At 61.6% G+C, this 24,007-nt stretch carries 25 protein-coding genes and 1 riboswitch; of the genes, 19 read left to right on the forward strand and 6 right to left on the reverse strand.

The annotated features are described in order from the left end of the window. The 5 genes from NKJ26_RS19615 to NKJ26_RS19635 all read left to right on the forward strand — a co-directional run bounded on the left by NKJ26_RS19615 (window position 1) and on the right by NKJ26_RS19635 (window position 7,608). Window positions 1-513: a hypothetical protein gene (locus NKJ26_RS19615; RefSeq protein ID WP_352696578.1), complete on the forward strand. Its 513-nt coding sequence runs from the start codon at window positions 1-3 to the stop codon at window positions 511-513. After that, window positions 513-3,137: a hypothetical protein gene (locus NKJ26_RS19620; RefSeq protein WP_352696579.1), complete on the forward strand. Its 2,625-nt coding sequence runs from the start codon at window positions 513-515 to the stop codon at window positions 3,135-3,137. The genes NKJ26_RS19615 and NKJ26_RS19620 overlap by 1 nt, the downstream gene beginning before the upstream one ends. A gap of 16 nt (window positions 3,138-3,153) precedes the next feature. After that, a complete protein-coding gene (locus NKJ26_RS19625; protein ID WP_352696580.1) occupies window positions 3,154-3,627 on the forward strand; it encodes a hypothetical protein in 474 nt (157 codons plus the stop codon). 413 nt (window positions 3,628-4,040) lie between these two features. Beyond that, window positions 4,041-4,745 (forward strand): DUF1851 domain-containing protein, encoded by a 705-nt coding sequence (locus tag NKJ26_RS19630; protein WP_352600602.1) that lies wholly within the window; start codon window positions 4,041-4,043, stop codon window positions 4,743-4,745. Window positions 4,746-5,187: 442 nt separating this feature from the next. Beyond that, window positions 5,188-7,608 carry a right-handed parallel beta-helix repeat-containing protein gene (locus tag NKJ26_RS19635; protein ID WP_352696581.1) on the forward strand — a complete coding sequence of 807 codons (2,421 nt, stop codon included), beginning with the start codon at window positions 5,188-5,190 and terminating at the stop codon, window positions 7,606-7,608. A 1-nt stretch (window position 7,609) separates the two neighbouring features. Here NKJ26_RS19635 and NKJ26_RS19640 read toward each other — a convergent pair whose 3' ends face one another. Further along, window positions 7,610-7,786 carry a hypothetical protein gene (locus NKJ26_RS19640; RefSeq protein WP_352696582.1) on the reverse strand — a complete coding sequence of 59 codons (177 nt, stop codon included), beginning with the start codon at window positions 7,784-7,786 and terminating at the stop codon, window positions 7,610-7,612. Continuing rightward, entirely contained in the window at window positions 7,786-8,778 is a 993-nt protein-coding gene (locus NKJ26_RS19645) for a hypothetical protein (protein ID WP_352696583.1), read from the reverse strand. Before NKJ26_RS19645 ends, NKJ26_RS19640 begins: the two co-directional genes overlap by 1 nt. Window positions 8,779-9,403: 625 nt before the next feature. Between NKJ26_RS19645 and NKJ26_RS19650 the strand changes: the two genes are divergently transcribed. The 5 genes from NKJ26_RS19650 to NKJ26_RS19670 all read left to right on the forward strand — a co-directional run bounded on the left by NKJ26_RS19650 (window position 9,404) and on the right by NKJ26_RS19670 (window position 11,147). After that, a complete protein-coding gene (locus NKJ26_RS19650) occupies window positions 9,404-10,120 on the forward strand; it encodes a glycoside hydrolase family 108 protein (protein WP_352696584.1) in 717 nt (238 codons plus the stop codon). Window positions 10,121-10,122: 2 nt separating this feature from the next. Further along, the gene (locus NKJ26_RS19655; RefSeq protein WP_352600608.1) at window positions 10,123-10,323 is read left to right on the forward strand and encodes a hypothetical protein; all 201 of its coding nucleotides are present in this window, start codon (window positions 10,123-10,125) and stop codon (window positions 10,321-10,323) included. Then, entirely contained in the window at window positions 10,320-10,559 is a 240-nt protein-coding gene (locus NKJ26_RS19660; protein WP_352696585.1) for an ABC transporter permease, read from the forward strand. Before NKJ26_RS19655 ends, NKJ26_RS19660 begins: the two co-directional genes overlap by 4 nt. After that, window positions 10,544-10,744: a hypothetical protein gene (locus tag NKJ26_RS19665; protein ID WP_352600612.1), complete on the forward strand. Its 201-nt coding sequence runs from the start codon at window positions 10,544-10,546 to the stop codon at window positions 10,742-10,744. Before NKJ26_RS19660 ends, NKJ26_RS19665 begins: the two co-directional genes overlap by 16 nt. A gap of 85 nt (window positions 10,745-10,829) precedes the next feature. After that, window positions 10,830-11,147, forward strand: coding sequence for a hypothetical protein (locus NKJ26_RS19670; RefSeq protein ID WP_352600859.1), 318 nt, complete (start codon window positions 10,830-10,832; stop codon window positions 11,145-11,147). Window positions 11,148-11,335: 188 nt separating this feature from the next. Here NKJ26_RS19670 and NKJ26_RS19675 read toward each other — a convergent pair whose 3' ends face one another. Next, complete coding sequence (locus NKJ26_RS19675) at window positions 11,336-12,043, reverse strand: hypothetical protein (protein ID WP_352696586.1); 708 nt, start codon at window positions 12,041-12,043, stop codon at window positions 11,336-11,338. A gap of 533 nt (window positions 12,044-12,576) precedes the next feature. Between NKJ26_RS19675 and msrA the strand changes: the two genes are divergently transcribed. Beyond that, window positions 12,577-13,095 (forward strand): peptide-methionine (S)-S-oxide reductase MsrA, encoded by a 519-nt coding sequence (gene msrA / locus NKJ26_RS19680; RefSeq protein WP_352600616.1) that lies wholly within the window; start codon window positions 12,577-12,579, stop codon window positions 13,093-13,095. Between the two features lie 151 nt (window positions 13,096-13,246). On the opposite strand, the gene NKJ26_RS19685 is transcribed toward msrA, so the two are convergent. Both NKJ26_RS19685 and NKJ26_RS19690 read right to left on the reverse strand, forming a co-directional pair. Beyond that, the gene (locus tag NKJ26_RS19685) at window positions 13,247-13,564 is read right to left on the reverse strand and encodes a hypothetical protein (RefSeq protein WP_352600618.1); all 318 of its coding nucleotides are present in this window, start codon (window positions 13,562-13,564) and stop codon (window positions 13,247-13,249) included. After that, the gene (locus NKJ26_RS19690; protein ID WP_352696587.1) at window positions 13,485-13,787 is read right to left on the reverse strand and encodes a hypothetical protein; all 303 of its coding nucleotides are present in this window, start codon (window positions 13,785-13,787) and stop codon (window positions 13,485-13,487) included. Before NKJ26_RS19690 ends, NKJ26_RS19685 begins: the two co-directional genes overlap by 80 nt. Next, window positions 13,782-13,895, forward strand: a riboswitch (TPP riboswitch). It overlaps the preceding gene by 6 nt. Here NKJ26_RS19690 and NKJ26_RS19695 point away from each other — a divergent pair. The 4 genes from NKJ26_RS19695 (at window position 13,886) to NKJ26_RS19710 (ending at window position 17,140) form a co-directional block, all read left to right on the forward strand. Beyond that, entirely contained in the window at window positions 13,886-14,494 is a 609-nt protein-coding gene (locus NKJ26_RS19695) for a YkoF family thiamine/hydroxymethylpyrimidine-binding protein (protein WP_352696588.1), read from the forward strand. (Overlaps the previous riboswitch by 10 nt.) A 48-nt stretch (window positions 14,495-14,542) precedes the next feature. Then, window positions 14,543-15,361 carry an ABC transporter permease gene (locus NKJ26_RS19700; protein WP_352696589.1) on the forward strand — a complete coding sequence of 273 codons (819 nt, stop codon included), beginning with the start codon at window positions 14,543-14,545 and terminating at the stop codon, window positions 15,359-15,361. Next, on the forward strand, window positions 15,358-16,125 hold the full coding sequence (locus tag NKJ26_RS19705) for an ABC transporter ATP-binding protein (protein ID WP_352696590.1): 768 nt from the start codon (window positions 15,358-15,360) through the stop codon (window positions 16,123-16,125). Before NKJ26_RS19700 ends, NKJ26_RS19705 begins: the two co-directional genes overlap by 4 nt. Continuing rightward, complete coding sequence (locus tag NKJ26_RS19710; protein WP_352600628.1) at window positions 16,118-17,140, forward strand: ABC transporter substrate-binding protein; 1,023 nt, start codon at window positions 16,118-16,120, stop codon at window positions 17,138-17,140. The genes NKJ26_RS19705 and NKJ26_RS19710 overlap by 8 nt, the downstream gene beginning before the upstream one ends. A gap of 234 nt (window positions 17,141-17,374) precedes the next feature. Here NKJ26_RS19710 and NKJ26_RS19715 read toward each other — a convergent pair whose 3' ends face one another. Further along, a complete protein-coding gene (locus tag NKJ26_RS19715) occupies window positions 17,375-20,794 on the reverse strand; it encodes a tetratricopeptide repeat protein (protein WP_352696591.1) in 3,420 nt (1,139 codons plus the stop codon). 62 nt (window positions 20,795-20,856) lie between these two features. Between NKJ26_RS19715 and NKJ26_RS19720 the strand changes: the two genes are divergently transcribed. The 4 genes from NKJ26_RS19720 (at window position 20,857) to NKJ26_RS19735 (ending at window position 24,004) form a co-directional block, all read left to right on the forward strand. Further along, a complete protein-coding gene (locus tag NKJ26_RS19720; RefSeq protein WP_352696592.1) occupies window positions 20,857-21,762 on the forward strand; it encodes a methyltransferase family protein in 906 nt (301 codons plus the stop codon). A gap of 246 nt (window positions 21,763-22,008) precedes the next feature. Continuing rightward, window positions 22,009-22,521 carry a hypothetical protein gene (locus tag NKJ26_RS19725; RefSeq protein ID WP_352696593.1) on the forward strand — a complete coding sequence of 171 codons (513 nt, stop codon included), beginning with the start codon at window positions 22,009-22,011 and terminating at the stop codon, window positions 22,519-22,521. A 240-nt stretch (window positions 22,522-22,761) separates the two neighbouring features. Next, window positions 22,762-22,926, forward strand: a complete 165-nt coding sequence (locus NKJ26_RS19730) for a DUF3309 family protein (protein WP_081689478.1) — start codon at window positions 22,762-22,764, stop codon at window positions 22,924-22,926. Between the two features lie 352 nt (window positions 22,927-23,278). Next, window positions 23,279-24,004, forward strand: a complete 726-nt coding sequence (locus NKJ26_RS19735) for a GntR family transcriptional regulator (RefSeq protein ID WP_352600634.1) — start codon at window positions 23,279-23,281, stop codon at window positions 24,002-24,004. Window positions 24,005-24,007 lie beyond the last annotated feature (3 nt).

The raw sequence follows: 24,007 nt of genomic DNA on the forward strand, positions 1-24,007 counted from the left end.
ATGTGCACACTTGCCCTTCTTGGGCTGGCAGGGACCGCCCTGTCGGCCGGCGGCGCATTGGTCGAAGGCCAGCAGCAGAAGCAGATGGCCGGCTATCAGGCCAGAGCCTATGAGCAGCAGGCGCAGGCCGATGCGCAAAGCGCCGCCTTCGAACAGAGCCGGGAGCGCCACAAGCAGGATCTCTTGCTGTCGCAGGCGCGCGCCCAGGCCGGTGCCTTGGGCCTCGGTGTGGCGGGCTCGCCGGTCGAGGTGCTGGCGGCCAACGCCAGGCAGGGTCAGCTCGACCTGAAGGCGATCCAGTACGGCTCGGCGCTGCGCCAGAACGCTCTCGACAGCCAGGCCGCCATCTCGCGCTTCTCCGGCAAGCAGGCGGTGGCGGGGTCGATCTTCAAGGCCGGCAGCAGCCTCGTGTCGGGCCTTTCCGGCCACTACGACCCGACCAGGGCCGTGACCATCGGCAAAAGCGCCTTCCCGCCGGCACCGCGTACCTCCTCCACCGGAGGCCTCTACTGATGGCGACGATCCCTCTCCAGCTCGCCCAGCGCCGGCTCGATACCGGCAATTTGGTGCAATATCCCAACGGTTCGCCGATCGGCGGCGCCATGCAGCGGTTCGGTGACGAGCTTTCCGCCGTCGCCGAGCGTTATCAGAAGCGCAAGCAGCAGCAGGAGGCGTTCGACGCCGAACTCGCGCGCCGTCGATTCAATGGCCGGATCGCGCAGGCGGAAGACGAGGTGGCGGCGAATGCGCCGGCTGACGGCGCGGGCCTGCATGATGCGATGTACGGCCAGGTCGATCCGCGCACCGGCCAGGTCACCAAGCCCGGCCTGTTCGACAAGCTGTTCGACGACGCCCTGCCGAACATACCCGAAAGCCAGCGCGCCAATTTCGCCAGGCAGAAGGAGGCCATGCGCGCGGCCGGCTCGTTGCGCATGGCGGGGCGGCAGCAGGCGCAGCGCGACGACTATGAGCTCGCGGAGTGGGCGAAGGTCGACACCATAACCACCAGCTCCATCGCAAAAGGCGACCCGAACGATATCGGAGCTTTCGAGGCGATCCGGCAGAACGGGTCCGATCTGATCGCCAAGATTGGCAACCCGCTCGCCCGGCAAGCGGCGGAAGCCGTCTGGCGCAGCAACACGGCCAAGGCGCTGGTCCAGGCGATGATCGCCAAGGATCCGAAGCGGGCTGCGGCTATGCTGGATGCGGCAAGAGTTGGGACCCGCGCCAAGGATGAAATCCCTGGAGCCGCTGGTGGCTCCGATGCCTCGGACAGCTCAAATCCGACCGCCGCGGATGGTGCTGGCAAGCTGGCATCGGGCGGAGGTAGTGCGCAGGCGTTCGCGCGAAGCAGCTCAACGACGCCGGATGACAAGGCAGTTATCCCCCTCGATGCCATCAGCTACCTGAAGTCCAGCGATCTCGCTGCGCTAAGGGATCAGGCCAACACGGCGACCGCCGCGCAATTGGTTGATGCCCGCGCGAAGGTGCAACTCGCGGAGCAAAACGCACCGGCCGTCATCGCCAGCACGGGCGAATATCCCGAGGAGAAGCCCACCGAACAGGATTTCACCGATATCTACGGAGCCCAAGAGGGCGCCGAGCATTTCCAGACATTCAACATAACGGCTAGCATCGCCGGTTCGGTCTTCGGTATGCGCCGCGCGCCGAACCAGGCAATACACGCCAAGCTTCGGGATCTTGAACCCGCCCCCGATGACTCGCCAGAACAGCGCGAGCAATACGAGGTCAAGGTCGGCGCCGCGCAACTGGTGCTGGGCGCCAGACGGGCCGACCCCGCTGACTGTATCAGCCAAATGTTCCCGGGTCACGCTCCTGACTGGAAGAAGCTTTCCACTCCAGAGGATTTCCAGGCTGCTGTCACGTGGGCCATTGCCGCCCAACAGCAGATGGGTTTCGACAGGATATTGCCGCTGCCGCAGTCGTCTGCAGACGATCTAGCCACAAAATTCGTCGATCCAAGCCTGCGGTGGCAACAGCGCATTACCTATCTAAGCTCGATTTTTCTGGCGGTACGCGATCCAGGCTTGCGACTTGATATGGCCAGGCAGCTGCTTCGGTCCGGCTTGCCTCGGTTGCGCCAGAACGCGGCAAACGATCCGAAGGTGACGCCAGCAGACCTTCAGGCGCGCGAGGACGCTTTAGCGACCGGTCTGTTGGCCATCGCGCTGCATCCGGCTCGTGCACAATATAACGCTGCATCGTTCTGGCTGCAGCCCCTCCAGGCTGCCGATGACGTCGCCCGGATCATGGCCAAGGGCATGACACTGGGTCACGCCGACAAGATCTCGGCTGGCCTAAGTTCTATCTTTTCCGAGGAAAGCTACCAGGAACTACTCGCCGCCGAGCGTATCAAAACAGAAGATGCCGAAGACCGGGCTGGTTCGGCAGCTTTGCCAGCTGAACTGCTCGGCGGTGCCATTGCCGGACATGGCCTGGCGAGTTCGGGCGTTACGCTCACGGGCAGACTCGGCACCGCGGCCTGGGATGGGCTGACAGGTCTGGCCGCGCGAACCGCGCTTATGGGCGTCGAAGGCGGCGCGTATGGCGCAGTTTATGCCCACGGTCAAGACGAGGACATCTTGAGCGGCGCCGGCGCCGGCGTGCTTTGGGGCGTTGGCGGCAATGTCCTAGCCGAAGGGCTCAGTGCCGTTGCCAGGCAGGTGGTGGGACGGCTCACTGGCTCGTTGGACGACTCGACAGCATCCGAACTTGCGCAAGCCAGACCTGCTGAAGCGGCAACCGAGGTACTCGGAAAAGAAGGAGTTCGTGACCCGAAGGCGGCAGAAGTCGAGGCGTTGGAACGCTCTGCCACCGCAGAGAATCCGGTTGCAAAAATTACGGACGAGGACGATCTAAACCTTGTTCCGACTAGGCGCACCATGACGAGCAGAGCTCTTCGCAAGGAATGGGAGTTGCTGCACGGCAAACCTTGGCCCAAAGACCCTGCTACAGGCCGAAGTATGGATGTTTCCCATGAAAAACCGCTGGCCGATGGGGGCCTGGATCACGTATCAAATATTGGGCCTCGTACCAGGGAAGATCACATACAGCACCACAAAGACGCTGGGGATTTTCAGCGCTGGGCCAAGAGACGATGGCGCCAGACGAAATGAGTAGTGGAGAGAAATCGTGAACGCAGTTACGCCAGATCTCAGTAAAGTCAGTCGTTTGCCCCTTGCGGCAGGCGATCCCGACGCAGACAATAACCTTGATGCGGCACTTCTCGAAGCTCGTGAATACCTTCGGTCCTATGATTGGGTAAAGAATATCGAAGCCGAGTATTTTGGGTACGGTGCCGAGGGGATAATATACATTTTTCTCTTCGAGATCTCTTCGGGGAGACGAGATGTGCCCCGATGGATATGGGTGATCGTAGGTGATGTACCTCCAGCATATATGCCCGGCGACGATGTCGAGACTCCCTATGAGGCGCTGGATGGATATATCGGCGCAATGGAAGATTGGGTTGAAGCGGCGCGTCAAGGCAAGTCGGTAGCGAAGCTGATCCCTGTTAATGTCCCCGCTAATCCCGCCAACGCGGAGATGTTGGACGGGCGTCTCAAATTCCTCGACGAGAAGGTTTTGCCGCTGCTTCAGGAGTGATGTGCCGGCGCCCGAAGATCGCCAGGCCCTTCACAATGCTATCGGGCCGTTAATTCGGCAGCTCAAGATCATAATATTGTTTATCCAGCTGAAAAGATGAACTTCGAGGTCAAATAGCTGCATGAACAGACACGCGATCAATGTTGCATTATTTGCTATGTTGGGTAGAATTAGTTGTAATATCTACGTAAGTTTCGCCCACGAGCAAATCGCCCGACCGGGTATGGCCAAGAAGGACAAGGTGCGCGTCTAGGCGAGAATGAGAATCGAACTCGGCATGCCGGCCGGGCCGGGCGGGCCGACCGGCGAGGAACGCATTCTGGTCGGGATTGGACGGCTATGGCGGAGGTGTAGCGCAACCAACTGGATATCTTCGCAAACAGCGAGAGCAGGCCGAAGCAGGGGCGAGAATCATGGGGGGCACGTTGTTCGAGATATTTCGACAGAATTTTGCGATAGAAAGCAGGGTGGCTGCGGATGCAGGTCAGCAGGCCGGCGACACGAAAATCCCCGGCTTGAATCAATTGCTGGCCAGCTTCGGTGGGGCCTCGTTCAAGCATGGGCTCTACCGGATCATCCGCGCACAAGACATGGCCCGATGGAATGCCAGGGTCAGCTTGGGTTTTCCAGAGTTCGCCGGGCGGATCATCTGCTTTGGCTACGATTGGCAGGGAACCGCGTTCGCGCTCGACAATCAGAGGCTGGAGGAGGGCGAGCCGGGCGTCCTGATGTTCGAGCCGGGCACAGGCGAAGCTCTCGATGTGCCGGCCAATATCCGCACCTTTCATGAGGTCCAGCTTATACAAAACGCGGATGCTGTACTGGTTCCCAACATCTATGCAGATTGGCGGGAGGCCGGCGGGGCAGAGCCGGCCTTTGCACAATGCATAGGGTACAAAAGACCACTGTTTCTCAGCGGAGAAGATGCAATCGAGAACATGGAACTGTCGGATCTGGATGTCTACTGGCACATCATGGGCCAGATCATGGCCAAGGCCAAAGGCCTGCCGCCGGGAACGCGTTTAAATATCAAACCGCCCGAACCTGCCAAGCCACTGGTGGCGCCAACGAAATCGATACTGTCGAGATTGTGGAATTCGTTCTCCAGGTACAGGTAGTGTTTTCATGACCGGTCAATGCACCGGTCTCTGGTTTATAGTTCAGCGTTATACTGAGGTAAACTGACGGCAAAACGTGTTCGGAATTGCGGTGACAGTGCATCTTTTCGTCACCTGCCTCGCCCTCCCGGTTGACCCACCACAATGACAGTCGGACGGACATGGTAAAAGTGTACTGTCACCGTAATGCCACGTGATGCTTTGATCGAGCCATTCGTGTCAGCCGCGTCGTAGCTGGCGTCAAAGGCGTCACCAGGCAACTTTACGCGCACTGCCATCGGCTCGAACCTCTCTGCGCAAAGCAATGCTGCTCGCCGCCGAGCCACGTCCTGCCATTGACTGTTTTCGGGCGGGACCGGCAGGGCCGCCGCGCTTGAGCAGGCGACACGATCCGCAATCTTCACAGCCCGCTTTCGCAGGGCATTCTCATGGAGCAAGCCTGATGGCCCGACCCGCAACCGCCGCCGTTCGCCTGTTGACAGGCGAACGCGAACCCGTGCGCCTGGCGACGACCGCGAACCTGGAGACGGTCATCGTCGACGGCGTTGCCTGGATCCAGGGCCTCAAGATCATCGATGGGGTCCAGGCCCTGGTCGGCGACCGCGTGCTGGTCAAGGACCAGGACGACGCCAGGCTGAACGGCATCTACACGGCCTCGGAAGGCTACTGGTACCGCGCCGCCGATGCCCGAACCAGCCGCACCATGCAGAAGGGTACGACGGTGCATGTGCAAGAGGGTGTGGTGTCAGCCAGCTTCGTCTTTTCGTTCCAGACGCCGGTGCCGGCAGTCGGCCGCGACGAAATCGTGCTGGCTTTCTTCAACTCCGACGATCTTATCGGGGACGCGACCGCGGCGGTCAGGGGTGAACTGGCCGCCGTGATCGCCGAGGCCGAGCGCGCACGCGACCTGGCGCAGCAATATGCCGCCGACGCGGTCATGGTGTCAGGTGTCAACGTGCCGATCCACGTTTCGGTCGCGGCGGCCGCCGGCGCCATCATCGCCGCTGGCGTGAAAGCCATCCGAACGCAGTTTTACGCCCCGGTATTCACGACGCCGGCGACCCTGGTGGGCGGCGCCAACTATGCGCGCATGTCGCTGGCGGCAATCACCGCCGGCAATTATCCGGCGCTGTCCCGGTTCCGGTCGACGGACCGTTTCATGCCGAACGGCACGGTGGACGCGGTCAATGGCGGGTATTGGGTGTTGGTTGAGAGCATCGTTGATCTGCACATGCTCGGTGGCGGCCAAGGGGATGCTAATGCCGACACGGCGGCACTGATCGCGGCGATCCAACTCGTCGACGGCAAGGGGCGCGGCACGATCCGCCTTCCCCCGACGAACGTCACTATCAACCAAACGATCGACATCACGTTTGGTCTGTTCAATATCGACGGTTTCGGCCGTGACGTGTCGACAGTCACCAGCGTCGTCGTCAACGGTGCACCGCTCTTCCGGTCGGTCGGCCACCTGCTGCGGCTTGGCATCCGAGACTTTAAGGTTCTAGGCAACCAACTGACCGGCGCCTCGGGCAACGGCCATGCTTTTGCACTCTGGGACACCGATGGCATTTCCAGTGGCTCTGCTCTTCCTCAATCCGTCATCATGGAGCGCGTTGTCATCGATGGTTTCCGCGGTACTGGGCCGGAAGGCGGACCGCTGGACAGTCTCGGCTCGATGCCTGCATGTGCCGTAAACAACAAGGGCGGTCTCGGTTGCGTTTTCCGTGATGTCGAGGTGTTGCGCTGTGGCGGTGGCATCTACATGGGCAATACACAGAATTGTCTGATTGCAAATCCACTATTCTCCCAGATCGATAGGTTCGGAATTCTCGACTATCGGTCGGCCTCGTTGCGTATCATTAACGGCGATGTGCAGGATTGCTGTAGGGTTGGCGCAGATTTGACAGTGCCGGCCGCGATTCCGACCGGAAATATTGTTTCCTACTTCGGCAACGGCACCGTTATCGAGGGCGTGAAGACGAAGGGCGCGGGTGGGAACTGCCAAATCTACGTGCGCGACGGTGCGGGAGTGAAGGTTCGCAAGAACTGGCTTCAGGTCTACATGCTTAATGACGTGCCGCACAACGGCATCATCATGCACCGGACGACAGGATTTTCCGTCAACGACAATACGTTCGACATGTCGCAGTCGACCTATCTGGCGAGCCAGAAGAACCAAGGTATCCAGATCACCAACGACCAAGCTAACGATCCGGTCAGCGGGTCGGTGCGCGGGAACCAATTCCGGTTCTCTCCTGGCATGGGCATCTCGTCTTTCATCCGTGTAGGGGCACCTTCTGGCAATCGGCTGTTCGCTGGCCTTGTGATCGAAAACAACACGCTGGGCGGCTTCCTCGCGCCGAGTTCCGGCACGATCGTCGACGACGGCATTCTGGTCGAGAATGCTAAACTTGTCGGTTGCCGGATTTCAAATAACACCTTCGATGCTACATCCGGGGTGACGTTCACCAACGGTATTCGCTTCGCCAGCGTGACAGATGGCGGCAAGAATTGGCTTGGCGGGAACGCCATGAACATCAGCGGCGGCGCGATCACCAGTCCGTTCTCGGGCATTACCGAAAGTGAGTTGCGGACGGTGGGGCAAGTCTTCGTCAACCCGACGCCTGCCATTGCAACCGGATCGACGTTTACGGTTCAGGTATCCTTGCCTGGCGCGGTTCGTGGCGACATGGTGGTAGGCGTCGGTTTTACTGCTGATTTGCTAGGTTGTACGATCAAATATGCCGGCGTCGTTACGGCCGATTTGGTTGACATAGTCATTGCGAATGACACGGGATTAACAAAAGACCCAGGCAGCGGCGTTATGACCGTTGTTGTCCGCAAATGGCAATTCGGCGGCTGAATTAACGCACCAAGGCGTCACCAAAAAAGATCGCAAAAATGTTGCCGGCGACAACTACCCAGAAGAAGGCTTGAAAAAATGCATTCCGCCAAATCGAGCCCAATATCTCAATGCAAGCGTTTCGCCAGCGGTCAACCTCGGCGAGATATTGATCAGCTGCCCAGCGGATAGAATTCATCACAAAATGCCCTTGGCCCAGTAACCGAAGAAAACCACCTGTGCCGCGATCGCCGCGACCAACGTAAGCCGACGCCAATGAGTATCAGGGATGCCCGAGATTGCAACTGCGAGCGCAGGGAGCGCAAGAGCGACGAATCGTATGCCGTTCTGATTGTAAAGGTACATCGCGAAGCAAAGGGACGACGCTAGCACTACAACAAACGCGGCGAATTTCCTGCTAAACAAATGATCAAAAAAAATGAAAGGGACAGCGTACATGGTCACCATCGCCGTCAGCAGGAATCCGCTCGTGTTGATTTCGATAGTTGCCCGCCTGTCGCCGATCGAGCCCAGCAGATAAGTTTTGAATACAGTCAGGGCGACGACGGTGACCGCGATATAGCCAGCAGAAATCAGCACATGACGCCGCCGCAATGCCTCAAAGCGGGTAACCAATTGGCCAACTGCGAAGGCACCGGCAAAGATCACGACCGCTGAATGGATAAAAGCAGCGGCGGCAACAAAAGCATATTTGACCAGCCGCGATGGCAACAGCAAGGCCAGATAGATTGCAGCCATTGCGACGGCTGATCGTACCTGCGAGAAAGCGAGATCGATCAACTGGGGATGAACCAGCAATAGGATGTAAATGGGCGACGCTTTGACTGCCACATAAATGCTAAAACTTGCCAAAGAAATTAGCGTCAGGATGGAAAATAAATTTTCAAGTTCGATGATATTATTAAGCGCGTAAATACCCTTTCGCCAGAGATATTCTTGGGCATACCATTCGACCAGCGAAGCTGCATCGGGGGAAACATAGTAAACGCCTTTGTCGAAATTCATGATGTAATTTTGCAGGTCTGGGAAAGGTGCACCTCGGATTGCTACCCAGTCCACCCTCCAGACGGCAAGGGCGAATGTTGTGCCGATTATCAGCCTTGTGAATAACCGGACTCGTCCGCCATGGGCGTGCGGTGTCCCCGGCGATGGCGCATGTGACTGGCTCATCTCCGCCTCACCCCCCAAGAATAGGCTCGCGTCTCTGACGCCACGAGCCGGTGTATCTCGTATCGCCCTTGTCGTTCGATCAGCGCGACCGCCTCAACCATGCCGTCAAATTGACCGCGCGTCACGCTCTCGAATGCGATCATGTCGCCTGTCTGTCGAAGGGTGGAAACGAGCTGATATTTGAGCAGGACATTTTTCGTCGCGTGCTGCGTGTCGATGAAGGCGGAGTGGACGGTTCACACCAAGCTTCGGCAACTGAAACAGGGAATCGCCTTGCAGGAAAACACATCCCAAGCCCGTTCGTCCTGAAAACCACATTTTCTATCATGCTCCGGCCGGCGTGTAAGCACGCAACTATCGATCGCAGGTACCGTCTTGGATCCCGACAAAGACTGGCGCCACCGGGCAATCGCTCGCATTTCCAAAGTATCCTACCTAGCCTCCGCTCGCTCTGGGTTCATTTCACGACCGCAGTCTGGATTTTGAACCTGCCGCCCAGTTGGCTGCGCCTCGATGTTCTTCCTGGGGCACGTTACTTGTCGGGGCGGCGCGTTGCCCGTCTTGACCTTGAAATGCCGGCCGCTTTTTGGCGCCGGCCAAACCCCACAATCCGAAAGGAAAATCCATGGACCGCAACTTCGCGCGTTCGCTTGCGCTCGTTCTCAAATCCGAAGGCGGCTGGGCGGACAATCCGGCAGACCCCGGCGGCGCCACGATGAAGGGCGTGACGCTCGCCAATTTTCGCCGCTATGTGAAGGCCGACGCCAGCAAGGCCGATCTGCGCGGGATCAGCGACGCTGAGGTGGCCACGGTCTACCGCCGCTTCTACTGGGATGCCGTACTCGGCGCGGAACTGCCCGACGGGATCGATTACGCCGTCTTCGATTTCGCCGTGAACAGCGGGCCCGGCCGGGCCGCCAAATACCTTCAGGCGGCGGCCGGCGCCGCCCAGGACGGCCGTATCGGGCCCGTCACGCTTGCCGCGGCCAGGGCAAGGCCGGCCGGCGTCGTCATCGACCAGCTTTGCGATGCGCGGCTGGCGTTTCTCAAACGGTTGCCGACATGGGCGACATTCGGGCGCGGCTGGTCCGATCGCGTCAAAACGGTGCGGGCTCAAGCCTTGCTGATGTCCGCCCGACCTCCAGCGGCGGTGTCAAACCCGGCGCCGCAGCCGCCCGGGACCGCAACGACCGCCGGCGAAGCGCCGCGGCCCGGGTCGCCGGCGCCGGCTGGTTCCAACATTCCAGCTGCCGCCAGGGCAGGCGGCCTTATCGCCGCCTGCCTGCTCGTCGCCTACGCCGCCTGCCGCCACATCGCCGCCGCCTTGCAAAGGATATTCTGACCATGGCCACCGTCATCCAGCCGACCGTCCGTCCGACCAACAAGCTGACGGCCGCGACCATCGCCGCCGCGGCGGTTTCGGTTTCCGGGGTCTTCGTGCGCAACATCTGGCCTTCCTGGTACGATGCCGAGACCTGGGCCACGCTACTGCCGATCGCCGTCTTCGCCGTCGGCTATCTGGTCAAGGACGCGCCGAACCAATGAGCGCTCTCCTCACATTCTTCCTCGGCAATCCGGACGTTCTCGGCATCGGTGCGGCCATCATCGCGGGACTCGGCTGGGGTGTTCGCCAGCGGCTTGCCGGCGAACGCACCGAGCGCGCCAGGCAGGCCGCCCTAGAGGCCGCGGCGCGCGATGTCGCCGACGAGGTCCAGAACGATGTCGGCGCGCTGCCTGCCGCCGCTGCCCGAAAGGAGCTCAAATCATGGGCAAGGGATTGAAGCTCGCATCGGCCGCGGCCCTGGTCATGGTGGCCGGCTGCACCACCGTCAAAGGCGGATTTTGCGCGGTGTCCAGCCCGCTGCGCCTGCGGGCGGTCACGGTCGACGCGCTGTCGGACGCCGAGGTCAAGGCGCTGCTGGCGCACAACCGCAAGGGCGAGAGGCTGTGCGGGTGGAAGCCATGACGGACCTCGCGCTTGCACCCGGGGCGCTGGCCGTTTTCGGCGCGAGATCGGTCTTCAGGTTCCAGATCGCGAGGGCAATGGCATGATGTATGATCTCTTCGACCTGCTCGGCATCAAGGGACCGGTGGTCGCCGCCGGCCTGGCCGGCGGTGTTCTGCGCGCCCTGTCGCGGCACCGGTACAAGCTGCGCGAAATGGTGGCCTCGCCAATTTGCGGTGCGCTGGCCGCGGCCTATCTGACACTGCCCGTGGTCCAGTATGCCCGCGCCACCGGCCTGCCGCTGGCCAATGACGACACGACCACGCTGGCGGCGGCATTCCTGATCGGCGTCTGCGCCATGTGGATATCGGATATCATGTTCGAGGCGATCGTGCGCAGGTTCAAGCAGGCGGAGGAAGAGTGATCCGGGGCGACCTGAAATTGCTCTAATACGCTCCGCATTCAACTGTCGAAGACAACCGAATAGCCCGCCTCGGCTCGCGCCGGGGCGGGCTTTTTGCGTTTTCAGCCGGATGTGCGATGCCGTTGCCGGTCGGTCGCGATGCGTGTTTCAACGCCGGTCCGGAGCTTTGTGCCAAGGGCTTGGCAAGCTCAAGCCAAGATGTTGACGGCGCGGGCCGCGACCAGCGCGATCGTCAGCAGCGAGATCATCGCCTCGGCCATCATCAGCAGCTTGGCGCGGCGGGAGAGCGGCAAGGTGTCGGTCGGCGAAAACGCGGTCGCATTGGTGAAGGCGAGAAAGACGTAGTCGACGAAGCCGGGCAGCCAGTCCCGGATCTCGCGGTCGTTCAGGGTCATTTGCGGAAACAGGAAATCGGCATGGGCGCGTTTGACAAGGCCGCAGGTCGGCGGCCCGCCGCGATCGGTGCTCCAGAACCAGAGGGCGAAGACGATGACGTTGGTGACCCAGATGTTGAGCGCGTCGACCAGCAGCGTCTCGCCGCTGCTGCCGGCATGGCCCGCCAGCAAGGCGCGCACCAGAAACACCAGCGAACCGCAGTTCATGATGCTGACGACGCCGGTCATCACCAGGGCCGTCCTGCGGATCATGACGCGAAATCGGCCGACCATGTACCAGTGCTCGTCCTCGATCGCTTTCTGGGTGGCGGCCTGTGTCCAGGCTGTCGCGACGGACAAAGGCAGGAGCAAGGCGGCCTCCAGCGCTGGCGCCAGCCAGCGGGGGCCGAACGAGAGATTGTTGATGACGAGAAGCTGCAGGCAGATAATGACGAGGACGGCCGCACGCGCCAGCCAGAAGTCGAGCGCGCGGTGGTGGATGACGGCATGCTGGTGACGCATCGAGTATCCGGGGTGTTTCAGACAGCACCATGCGGGCCGTTCTGCCTGGAAGGGGAGGGCAAGGGAGCGCCGAAATTCCTGCCCAATTTTGGTCCTGCAATGGCATGCAAGTACACTTTTTCGTAAGCTTTGATGTTGGGGCTGTTCGGTAAGCCGGACGATGTGGTTTTAAGCGCCGCATGGCGGGAATAGACGACTCCATGAATCGCTGGGTGCCTGCAGGGCTGCCTGCCGCCGGTTTGGATGCGACGTCGGTCTGGTCCGGCCAGCTTCGTCAGTTTTGCCGCCATTGCGCCGGGCATGCGGCTGCCGGTTGCCATCGACAGTCGAACCCTGGATGCGCGCAACTGAGCCCCGTCGCTCGTTTCGCGCGGTGGTGATATTCACTTGCAAGGCCGCACGCATCCGGGCAGCTGTGCCTTTGCGGGTGACTGGACGAAGCAGGCGGCAATGCCCATCTATCGGGAGATCCAACTTCTTCGCGCAATTCCGGACAGAAGTCATAGCCGGAATTGCTTTTTGGGAGACGAGACATGGCGACTTCGAGCGAACGCGCAGTGCTTGCCGGCGGCTGCTTCTGGGGCATGCAGGACCTGATCCGACGCTTTCCGGGCGTCCTTTCCACCCGGGTCGGCTACAGTGGCGGCGACGTGCCGAACGCCACTTATCGCAATCATGGCACCCATGCCGAAGCCATCGAGATCAATTTCGACCCGGCCAAGATAAGCTACCGCACGCTCCTGGAATTCTTCTTCCAGATCCACGATCCGACGACACGCAACCGCCAGGGCAACGATGTCGGGATGAGTTACCGTTCGGCGATCTACTACACCAACGACGAGCAGAAGCGCGTCGCGGAGGACACCATTGCCGACGTCGATGCTTCCGGTCTGTGGCCGGGCAAGGTCGTTACCGAAATTGCGCCGGCCGGCCCGTTCTGGGAAGCCGAACCCGAGCATCAGGACTATCTGGAGAAATACCCCAACGGTTACACCTGCCATTTCGTCAGGCCGGGCTGGAAACTGCCGGTTCGTGAGAAGGCCGTTTCATAGCGATTAAGGCGACACTGCCGCCCGGTTGCCGACCGGCAGTGTCAGGCCTCAAATGCGCCTAACTTCAGCGTTCCGTGTCCGGGAATGCCAAGCCATCTGAAGAAAGCCGGGGAGCCCATGCTCCGCGGCTTTCTCTCTGATTGGGCAAGCCTCACTTGCCGCAATGATTGTCGTTGACTGTCGGCGTAGTGGTGCCGGGCGAGGTGTGGGTGGCGTCCGGCTGTGCACCCTGCGGGCCGGCGGGACAGTTTCTATCGGCATTCGAGTTCAGATCGCCGGGCACGCCGATGATGCTGTTGGTCGTGCTGGGATCGATCGTGTTCGGCGATGCCGGTGTGTTCGGGTCGACTGTAACCGACCGGCCGCTACCGCCGTTTCCGTCGGCGCCGTCATTGCCAGCGCTTTGCGCCATGGCCGACGTGGCGAGACCAATCGTGAGAGCCGAAGCTGCGAGGATTTTCATGAACATGGTTTGTCTCCATTTCTGTGAAGTCGTCGCTCATTTCTACGATGGTGATCGCATCGCGACTGTTGGGGGAACCGATCACGGCAGTGAAAGGTTCCGGATAAATTTCGCCCGGCGGTTTCGACTTCTTTCGTTCCATGATCGGGCTTGGCGCATTGTTTTTTGATGCGGCATCGACACAAAAACGACTTCCCAAATCGGGCGAATGGTGCTTTAACCCGCCCATCCACAGGGGTGCTCCGTACGGTCGGGGCTGAGACGGGGGCGGCAAGCCCACAGACCCTAGAAGCTGATCTGGGTAATACCAGCGGAGCGAGGCGGGCGATGTTTTCAGGCGCACAGATTTCCCTTTATCCCATGGCCGACGATTTCGTCGGCGTCATTCTGGGGGCGCTCGGTGCGCTCGATCCATACCGAGACAGGCTCCGGATCGAGACCGACGACATCTCGACCTTGCTGGTCGGACCGCCCGAGGTGCTGTTTCCGGCCATGCGCGACCTGTTCGTGGCGGCTTGCGCCAGCGGCAAGCACTGCGTGTTTTCAGCGGCGATCTCGCGCGGTTGCCCGGGCGAGCCGGACGATCCGATCTGCCGCTCCGACGCGATCGGCGGCCCCGTCCTCCCGCTTGCGGAGCGCAAGGTGGCCGCCATCCGCGCCGTGCAGGCTATGCCCTCGACCGGTCAGCCGGCCGCGGCGCAGTTCTCGCTCTATGTGATGGGCACGGGCGATCACATGGACGAGATCTATGGCTGCATCGATTTCCTGAAACAGTCCGGCGTCTATGAGCGCTCAAAACATTTCTGCACCAAACTACGCGGCGATGCCGGCGCTATCTTCGCCACGCTGAACGAAGCTTTCTGCCGCTTCGGGCCGGGCGCCGGCCATGTCACCCTCGACGTCACGGTTTCGGCCAACAGCCCCACCGCTGCCTGAAGCTCAGCGCCTTTTTCGCGCGTACCGCCGTCACAGGTCTGTTCATCCGTGGTCTCATCGCCATCCAGCTATCCGCGTCGCCTCGCGGACCTCCTCGCCAAGGCAGCACCGGCCGTGATTTCAGTCGGGTTGCTCCTGGTGGCATGGGAGCTTTACGCCCGTTATTCCGGGATCAGGCCGACGACGCTCCCGGCGCCGTCGCGCGTCTTCGCGCAAGCGATGCTCAATCGCGAGGCGCTGGTCGACAACGCCATCCCCACCATTCGCGCCACGCTGATCGGCTTTGCCTGCTCGATCAGCGGCGCCTTCGCGCTGTCGATGCTGGTTGATTTCTTCCGGCCGCTGCGGCGTGCATTGTTTCCCGTCCTCATCGTCAGCCAGACCTTGCCGCTGGTGGCGATCGCGCCGCTGGTGGTGCTGTGGTTCGGCTTCGGGCTGAAGCCCAAGATCATGCTGGTGGCGCTGGTCACCTTCTTCCCGATGCTGGTGGCGCTGGTGCAGGGCTATGAGGCAACCGAGGCCGAGATCGGCCAGATGCTGCGCGCCATGGGGGCAGGGCGCTGGCGCGTCTTCCTGCTGGCACGGCTGCCTTCGGCGCTGCCCTATTTCTTCGCGGGCCTGAGGATCTCGATCACCTACGCCGTGGTCGGCGCCATCTTCGCCGAATATGCGGGCGCGGCGAAGGGGCTGGGCATCTACATGCTCAACGCCAAGAACAATTTCCGCCCCGATCTGGTGCTGGCGGCCGTGGGCGCAAGCGCCGCGCTCACACTCGTCCTGTTCGGGCTGACGGTGCTGCTGCAGCGCCTGGCCATGCCTTGGGAACGAGCCGGCAGGGAGCCGGCAGGGAAGGGGCCGTCGCGATGAGCCGGCTCGAATTGCGGCATGTGCGCAAGGCGTTTGGCGGGCTCGATGTGCTCGCCGACATCTCGCTCAGCGTCGGCGCCGGCGAGTTCGTCTCCATCCTCGGTCCTTCGGGCGCCGGCAAGTCGACGCTGTTCCAGCTTCTGACCGGCGCCGAGCACGGCCAGGGACAGATGTTCTTCGACGGCGCTCCCCTCGACGACCATGGCAGGCATTTCGCCTTCATGCCGCAGCGTGACGCGCTGATGCCCTGGCGGCGCGTCCTCGACAACACGACACTTGGGCTCGAAGTGCAGGGCATCGGGCGCAAGGCGGCGCGGGCGCGGGTCGCGCCGCTGTTTTCCGAGTTCGGACTTGAAGGTTTCGAGCGGCATTTTCCGGCACAGCTTTCGGGCGGCATGCGCCAGCGCGCGGCGCTTCTGCGCACCGTGGTGCAGGAGCGCGACATGCTGTTGCTCGACGAGCCGTTCGGCGCCCTCGACGCCCTGACCCGCACCGCCATGCAACGCTGGCTGGAACGGATGTGGCGGCACCATAGCTGGACGGCGCTGCTGATCACCCACGATGTGCGCGAAGCCGTGTTCCTGTCCGACCGCATCTATGTGCTGTCGGCACGCCCGGCCCGCATCGTGCGTGAAATCACGGTGCTGCTGCCGCGCCCGCGCCATCCCACCGGTGCCGCCGCGCGGCAAGCCGGTGTGATCGAGGCCGAGATACTCGACATCATCCTCAATTCGCAACCCTCCGAAGGACACGACCATGACTGATCTGACGCGCCGGCAGGCCCTGTTGCTCACCCTTGCCAGCGGCCTGCCGCTGGTCGCCGCATCGAGCCGGGTTCAGGCCCGATCGGCCGCGCAGAAGGTTACCGTCGCACTCGACTGGACGGTCAACACCAACCATATCGGGCTGTTCGTCGCCCGCGACAACGGGTTCTATCGCGAGGCCGGGCTCGAGGTCGATATCCTGCCATACAGCGATACCGGTGCCGGCACGCTGGTCGCCAACCGCGTTGCCGATTTCGGCATCAACGGCACCATCGGCCTTTTCACCCAGAAAACCGCCGGGGCCGACCTCAAGGCCGTCTATGCCGTGGTGCAATCCGAAACCGGCCGGGTGGTCTTTAATGCGGCGCGCGGCGAAATCAAGAGCCCGAGAAACCTCGACGGGCTGACCTACGGTGGTTTCGGCAGCGCCTGGGAGAACGCGCTGATCTCGACCATTATCCGTCAGGACGGCGGCAAGGGCGATTTCGAGACGGTGACGCTGGGAACGTCGGCCTACGAAGCGCTGGCCAATGGTTCCGTCGACTTCACGCTTGAGGTCTCGACCTGGGAAGGCGTCGAGGCCGAACTGAAGGGCGTCAAACAGCGCAGCTTCGTTTATGCCGATTATGGCGTGCCCGACGAGCACACGACGCTGATTTCTTCCAGCGAGGCCTATCTCCAGGCAAACGCCAAAGCCGCGTCCGCCTTTATCCAGGCAACACGGCGCGGCTACCAGTTCGCCGTCGACCATCCAGAGGAAGCTGCCGCATTGTTGATCGCCGCCAACAAGGATGCCTTGACCAATCCGGCGTTGATCCACGCCTCGATGAAGGCATTGATCGACGGCCACTACCTGCGCAGTCAAAGCGGCGCCATCGGCACCATGGATCCGGCCAAGATGGAAGCCATCGGCTCCTACCTCTTCGCCGCAGGGATCCTCCGGAACGGCGACGGCGAGCCGGTTGCCCGGCAGCCGGATTTTGGGAGCTATTTCAGTAACGGCTATCTGGGGTAGGGATCAAAACCGCACGGGGCGCCGGCGTGGAAAGCTGCTCAAGCTGGTTGACCCCGTTCGTCAGCCTCGTCAAAGTCGAGCGCCTGAGGCAAAAACTTTACCGCAATGAAGGACAAAACCGCAATGAAGGACAAAGTGGCGACCGCCACTACGTCCAAACCTGTCCCAAGCAACATCCGCTTGCCCTCCCGAAAACCAGAGCGGTTCACCGTTTCACGGAAACGCCGAACCGCTCTATCTCTTCGTTTTGGCCGCCGCATCACGCTCCTTGCGGGCACTGGGGTAATTTGGATCGAGGCGTAGGGCTTCGTCGAGATCGGCGATGGCGCGGCCGTATTTCCCCTTCTTGTTCCAGCAGAAACCTCGATTGTACCAGGCCTCGGCACCCATCGGCCGTAGACCAATCGCCTTTGTGGAATCGGCAATGATGCGATCGCAGTCATGTTTGGCCGCCCAACCGCGGCTGCGCAGTACGTAGGCGTCCGCATTGTTGGGTTGCAGCGAAATGATCGTGCTCAGATCCGCGATGGCGCGGTCGATGTCGCCCCTCTGCTGCCAGAGCAAGGCACGATAGAAATAGCTGTCGATGAAGTTCGGGTCGAGTTCTATTGCCTTGTTGTGGTCCGCCATCGCTCGGCCGGGATCGCCCTTCAGCGTGAAGGTGAAGCCGCGCAAACTATAGGCGCGGGCATCGGATGGGTCCGCGGCAATTGCGATGTTGTATTGCTCGATCGCCTTGTCGAATTGATTTTGAGAGCGCCAGATCGCGCCCGATTCGATGGCGTCTTCGACGACCTTGTTCGGAAGCCGACCAGTTGCTGCCGGGGCTGACGTTTTCGCCTTTGCGGCCACCGCAAGCTTGCGGCCTTTTCGCGCGATAGCCATCTTCGGATCGAGTTTAAGCGCCTTGTCGTAGTCGGCAATGGCCCTGTTATAGTCGCCCTTGGCGAACCAGGCGCTGCCGCGTCCGAAATAGACAGGCGCGTAGGCGGGCTCTATCTCAGCAGCGCGATCGAAGTCGGCGATGGCGCGATCGAACTGGTCCTTCTTGCCCAAGGCAATGGCGCGGCCGAGGTAAGCGTCGAAATAAGTCGGAAAGAGTTCGATAACCTTGCTGTAGTCGACGATGGCTCCATCATAATCACCCTTCTCGGTGCGCGACATTCCTCGCCCGACATAAGCGGCCGCCTTCCTTGGATCGAGCGCGATCGCGCGGCTGTATTCGGCAATGGCGCGATCGTATTTGCGCTTGCTGTAGAATGCCTCGCCGCGATCCATGAACGCCTTGAGATTCTTTGGATCCGAGCCGACGGCCTCTGGTGCGACACCGCCTTTCCTGGACGCAGCCACCGCCGCCTCGCGGGCGACCGCGTAGTCACGACTGCCCGGATTGAGCCTTATCGCCTGGTCGAAATCGGCAATGGCGCCGCTGTAGTCCTTGCTGTCTGCCCGTTCTATGCCACGTCCGTAATAGCTGGGAGCGTCCTTCGGATCGATTTCGATCGCCGCCGAATAGGCTGTGATCGCTCGCCCGGCGTCGCCCTTCACGTGCCAGGCCATGCCTATGCAGAAATATGCATCGAGCACCTTCGGATCGAGCTGGGCTGCCTGTCCGCAGTCGGCCAGAGCACCTTCAGGATCACCGGACGTGGCCTTGGCCATGCCCCGGCGAACATGGGCAGAGACCAGGCCTGGCAGGAGTCGGATCACCTGATCATAATCGGCAATCGCTCGGTCATACACTCGCTCGGCGGACCAGGCATTTCCGCGGCCGAAATAGGCGAGGGGACTGTCGGGGTCGAGCGCGATCGCCTTGCCATACGCGCCGATTGCCTTCACGTACTGGCCGGCATCCGACAGTCCGTCAGCCTTCTGAACGGCGGCCACGACGCGCGGATCGGTCGACTGAATGAGTTCCGTCAACTTGGCGGTGGAGAGCTTGCTTTCAGGCCGGGCTTTGCGGCCAGTTGCCTGCGGAGCTGCGGGTTTGGCGGCGGCCGCAGCGGCCGCCATATTGCCTTGTCCCTTCGCAGCCAATGCGGCCTTGCGGGCGACCGCATAGTCCGCATTGTCTGGATCGAGCTTGATCGCCTGGCCCAAGTCGGCGATTGCCTCGTCATAATCCTTCCTGTCGGCACGCGCCATGCCGCGCCCATAATAGCTGGCGCCGTCTTTCGGATCGATCTCGATGGCTACAGAATAGGCGGCAATCGCGCGTCCCGGGTCACCCTTGGCCAGCCAGGCGATGCCCTTGCAGAAGTAGGGGTCGCGCGCTTTTGGGTCGAGCGTCGAAGCCCGGCTGCAATCGGCAAGAGCGCCTTCGGCATCGTCTGACGTGATCTTGGCGAGTCCCCGGCGAAAATAAGCCGCAGCAAAATTGGGGGCGAGCTGGATGACGGTGTCGTAATCGGCGATCGCCTGCTCGTAAGCGCGTTTGGCGGCCCACGCCTTGCCGCGGCCGTAATAGGCGAACCGATTGTTCGGATCGAGCGCAATCGCTTGGTTGTAGGCGCCGATTGCCTGATCGTACTTGCCCATGTCAAAGAAGGCATCGCCGCCAAGGACCGCTTCCAGGGCGTGCGGGTCGGTCGCCTCCAGGGCTCTTGCGGCCAGCGTGTCTTGCGTGGCCGTGATAACCGGAACGACGGCTCGCCGCTTCGGCTGTTGGGTGTTGGGCGACAGTGTTGGCTTGCTCTCGCCGGCGCCAAGCTGGTCGCCGCAGCTTCCTGCCCGCGTCGGGTCAAGCTCGATGGCACGCAGGCAATCCGCCACCGCTCCGGCGCCGTCTCCCTTGAGTGCCCGTGCGCGGCTGCGCCCGAGATAGGCGTCTGCATTGTCGGGATCGAGGCTGATCGCCTTGTCGAAATCGAGAAGCGCGCCCTCGACGCCATATTTCGACAGACGCATTCCGGCGCGCTCGATCAGGGTCTTCGCGGCTGCGGCATCCCTTGTCGTATCCTCGGCGGCGGACAAATCTTCGCCGGGCGCCTGTTCAACATCGGAATCGGTGATAGCGGGGTCGAATTCGCCCCCGGCCGCGCGAACGATGCGGCGGTTGATATCGTTCTGATCGAGATCGATCGCCTCATCGTACTCGGCCAGGGCCTGTTTCGATGAGCCCTTCCTGTCCCAGGCGATGCCCAGGCCCGTACGCGCCTTGGCATTTTGAGGGTCAACCTCGATTGCCTGTTGAAAATCGAGTATGGCCGCGTCGGTCTCGCCTTTGCGCAGGAAGGCGAGACCACGGCTGGTGTAGGCATCGCTGGAGGACGTCTCCAGGCTGATGGTGATGTTGAAGTCGGCGATCGCGCGATCGTCGTTTCCGTTGTTGTACCAGGCGACGCCACGGTTGAAGTATGCGGAAGCGTCCCTCGGATCGAGCGCGATCGCCTCGCCGTAGTCGGCGATCGACTGGTCGTATTGCTTCTTGTCGTCCCGAGCGACGCCCCGTTGGAAATAGGCTATGGCGCGGATGCGCGCCGGCTCTGCGGCATCTTCCGCAACCGCGGTGCAGGCGACAATGCGCTTGTCCGGCTCGATGTTCTCGCCGATGCAAGTGGCATAGTCCTTCTGGGCTGCGAGCGCCGGCGTGTTCAAGGCGAGAACGGCGCCAAGCCCGGCTAACGGCCACCAGCCGGCCGCAAGGTACGTCAAGATTCCAATCGCGGCGGCGGCCAGCCTCGCATCCTTCCAGCTCATCATATCGCTGGTCCCCCTTGATCCGCCCTGACGGCAAGATTTCTATTGTTCCTCATTTGTTCCAAAAATGCAAGCACAAATTGCAATGTGGCGGAAAAATCTGGACCACAATGGCGTATCGCGGCGCCTCGCGCCCCGTCCAGCGCCGGTTTAGGGCCGATCCGATCTTCCCGGTTAACCGCCCGGCAATTGTTGCGTGCAATGGTCCCCGCGGGGGATCATCGGGGGTGCTTGCCTTGCTTGTGTCGAAAAGTGAAACGCTTTTGCCTGCCAGCGGAGACGGTTACTTCTCCGCGGTGCGGAAGCGCGAGATACTGATCGACCTGCGCGAAGGCTTCTTTCGTACCTGCGCCCTGGCCTGCGCGTGGTTATTCGTTTACCGCGGCGTGTATCACCTCCTGCAGGACCCGACCCGGATCAATGTCGCATTGCTGGTGTTTTCCGAGGTGCTTACCTTCACATGGCTGCTGTTGTCGCGGCGACCGGTGACGCGCGACTGGAACCCGCTCACCGTAGTCATTTCCGTGACCGCCAGCTTCGGCACCACCTTGATCGCCCTCGAACCGGGCGTCGCCATCATCCCGGTCCATGTTGCCGCGCCGCTGCAGTTCCTGGCTGTATGTTTCGTCATCTGGGGAAAGATATCGTTGGGCCGGTCCTTTGCCATCCTGCCCGCCAACCGCGGCTTGATGACCGGCGGCGCCTACCGGCTGGTGCGGCACCCGATCTATGCCGGCTACCTCGCCGGCCATGTCCTGTTCCTGCTGTCGGCCTTTTCCTTCTACAATTTCGCCGTCTACGCCGTGATCACCTTCCTCCAGTTGCACCGTATCATGCGTGAAGAGGCGTTGCTGGCCGCCCTGCCGGAATATCGCGATTACATGAACCGCGTACCCTACCGGCTGTTCTACGGGATCGTCTGACAGTTCCTGGCCCGGCGCCGTCGGATTTAACTGCCCAAATTGGTTCTGTGACATCGTGAATGGCAATTCCGCCAGTTCTCTAACAATTACAATTTTATTAATATTGTGCCGATCGTATTCATACGACGGATATCATGTCTTTTACTCAAGCATGAAATTCTGAACCGAAAAATTGTCTCCTGCGTAATTGGAATCGCAATCGGCTGTGTGCCGACTGCTTTGGCGCAACGACAGCAGGAGAGTGTTATGGCTTTTACCAACAAAACAGTCGCCAGTGTGTTGGCCGGTAGTGCGATCGTCTTCGTTCTTTCCCTGCCTGCGAATGCCGCGGGCGGGATTGGCGTCGGCGTCGGCGCCTCGGTGGGCGGCAGTGGCGGCATCAATGCCGGCGTCGGCGCTTCCATCGGTGGTAGCAGTGGCGTTAATGCCGGCGTGGGCGCGTCCATTGGCGGCAGCAGTGGCGTCAACGCTGGTGCCGGCGCCAATGTCGGCGGATCGAGCGGTGTCACCGCCGGGCTCGGCGCCAATGTCGGCGATACCGGTGGCATCGGCGTCGGTGCCGGCATCGGCGGCGGAACCAATCCGAGCAATCCATCGAATCCCAGCAATCCCAGTCATCCGAACCTGCCGGGCATCGTCGCCGACATGTCGGACAGTCAGGCGGCGCGGATGAAGAAGCGCTGCGTCGATGTGCTCAGCAGCGAAGGCACCTATGACCGCGACCTGCGTCGGCTCTGCCTGATGATCGCCCGCCGCTGACGCAGGAGCGCCGGGATCGGAAGTGCAGAACCAGCCGTGAGGCTGACCGCACTCTCCTGGCTTCCGGCCGGTCGGAAAGCCCGCCCCTGGCGGGCTTTCCGCATCCGCTATGCTGATCCCGGCGATATGCCAGTCAGGACATCGGGGGAACGCAAACCCGTTCGAAGCGTTTGTTCCTGAATAATGTCGCCAACGCTTGACGCCGAAACCGGCGCACAAGCGCATAGAGGAGTGAGATTCATGGGCCTAGGTACCATACTCATCATCATTCTTGTCCTTGCGCTGCTCGGCGGCCTCAGCGGCCTCGGCGGCGGCCCGTTCTACGGAACCGGCTATTATGGCGGCGGTGGGCTTGGTCTTGTGCTGCTGATCGTCATCATCCTTGTCCTGCTCGGGCGCATCTAGCCGCGCTGCTCGACCCCGGCGGGCGACCGCAATTTCCGACAGATGCCGCCGTGCACCGGATCGTGAAGTTCGCAGGCCGGCTTGTGATCAGGCATTCGGCAAAACTCCCGCATGGTGATTGCGGTCCACGTGGAAACAATAGGAGAGGGGTTCCACCCCTGGTCCTCCTCCAAGGTCCGCCCCGGTTTGCCGGAGTGGGCTTTGTTTTCCTTGTAGACGCGTTTCGTTGCCCAGCCGAAATGCCTGGATCGCTGCGGCGTATGCTTCGCAGGCTCCAACCGCCCAGCGTTGACAGTGCTCCCATGTCGCGATATTGAACAGGACTATACAGGTTCACTGAACAGGTACGTATATGAAGCGGCGCGTGGCTCAACTGTCTCCCGGCACGGGCAAGCCCGAGCAGATCGCGACTGTTCTCGAACACGAGATCCGCTCCGGCGTTCTCGGCTTCGGCGACCGGCTGCAAAGCGAGAACGAACTCGTCCAGCGCTTTTCCGTCAGCCGCAACACCATCCGCAAGGGATTGGAGGAACTGTCCAGCCGCGGCCTCATCACCACCAAGGTCGGCATCGGATCCTTCGTTACCTTCGACGGCAAGCCGGTCGACGATGCGATCGGCTGGTCGCGAGCGCTGGCCGATGCCGGCGCCAATGCCGAGACAAGGACGCTGCGGCTGGAGGTGATGGAGGACGCCGAGCTTGCCGCGCTGCTTGGCATAGAAAGCCCGTTCTTCATCGCCGTCGACCGGGTGCGCACCAATGCCAGCGATGGCCATGCGATCTCGATCGAGCGCAGCCGTCTGCCGCTGTCGCCCGAACTGGAGGACGTGCCGCTGCGCGGCCTGCGCGAAGGCTCGCTGCACCAGACATTGCGCGGCGCCGGCCTCATTCCCGACCATGGCGAGGAATGGGTCGACATCGAGATGCTGAACGCGGGTGACGCCGCCATCCTCGGCTGCCCGCAAGGCACGCCCTTCCTGCGCGGCCGCCGGTTGACGCGTGCAGCCGACGAGAGGCCGATCGAATATGTGACCAGCTTGCTCAACCCCGCGCATTTCGCGCTGCATATGAGGTTTTGAGCG

The sequence above is a fragment of the Mesorhizobium sp. M0152 genome (assembly GCF_040322415.1).
GTDB lineage: Bacteria > Pseudomonadota > Alphaproteobacteria > Rhizobiales > Rhizobiaceae > Mesorhizobium.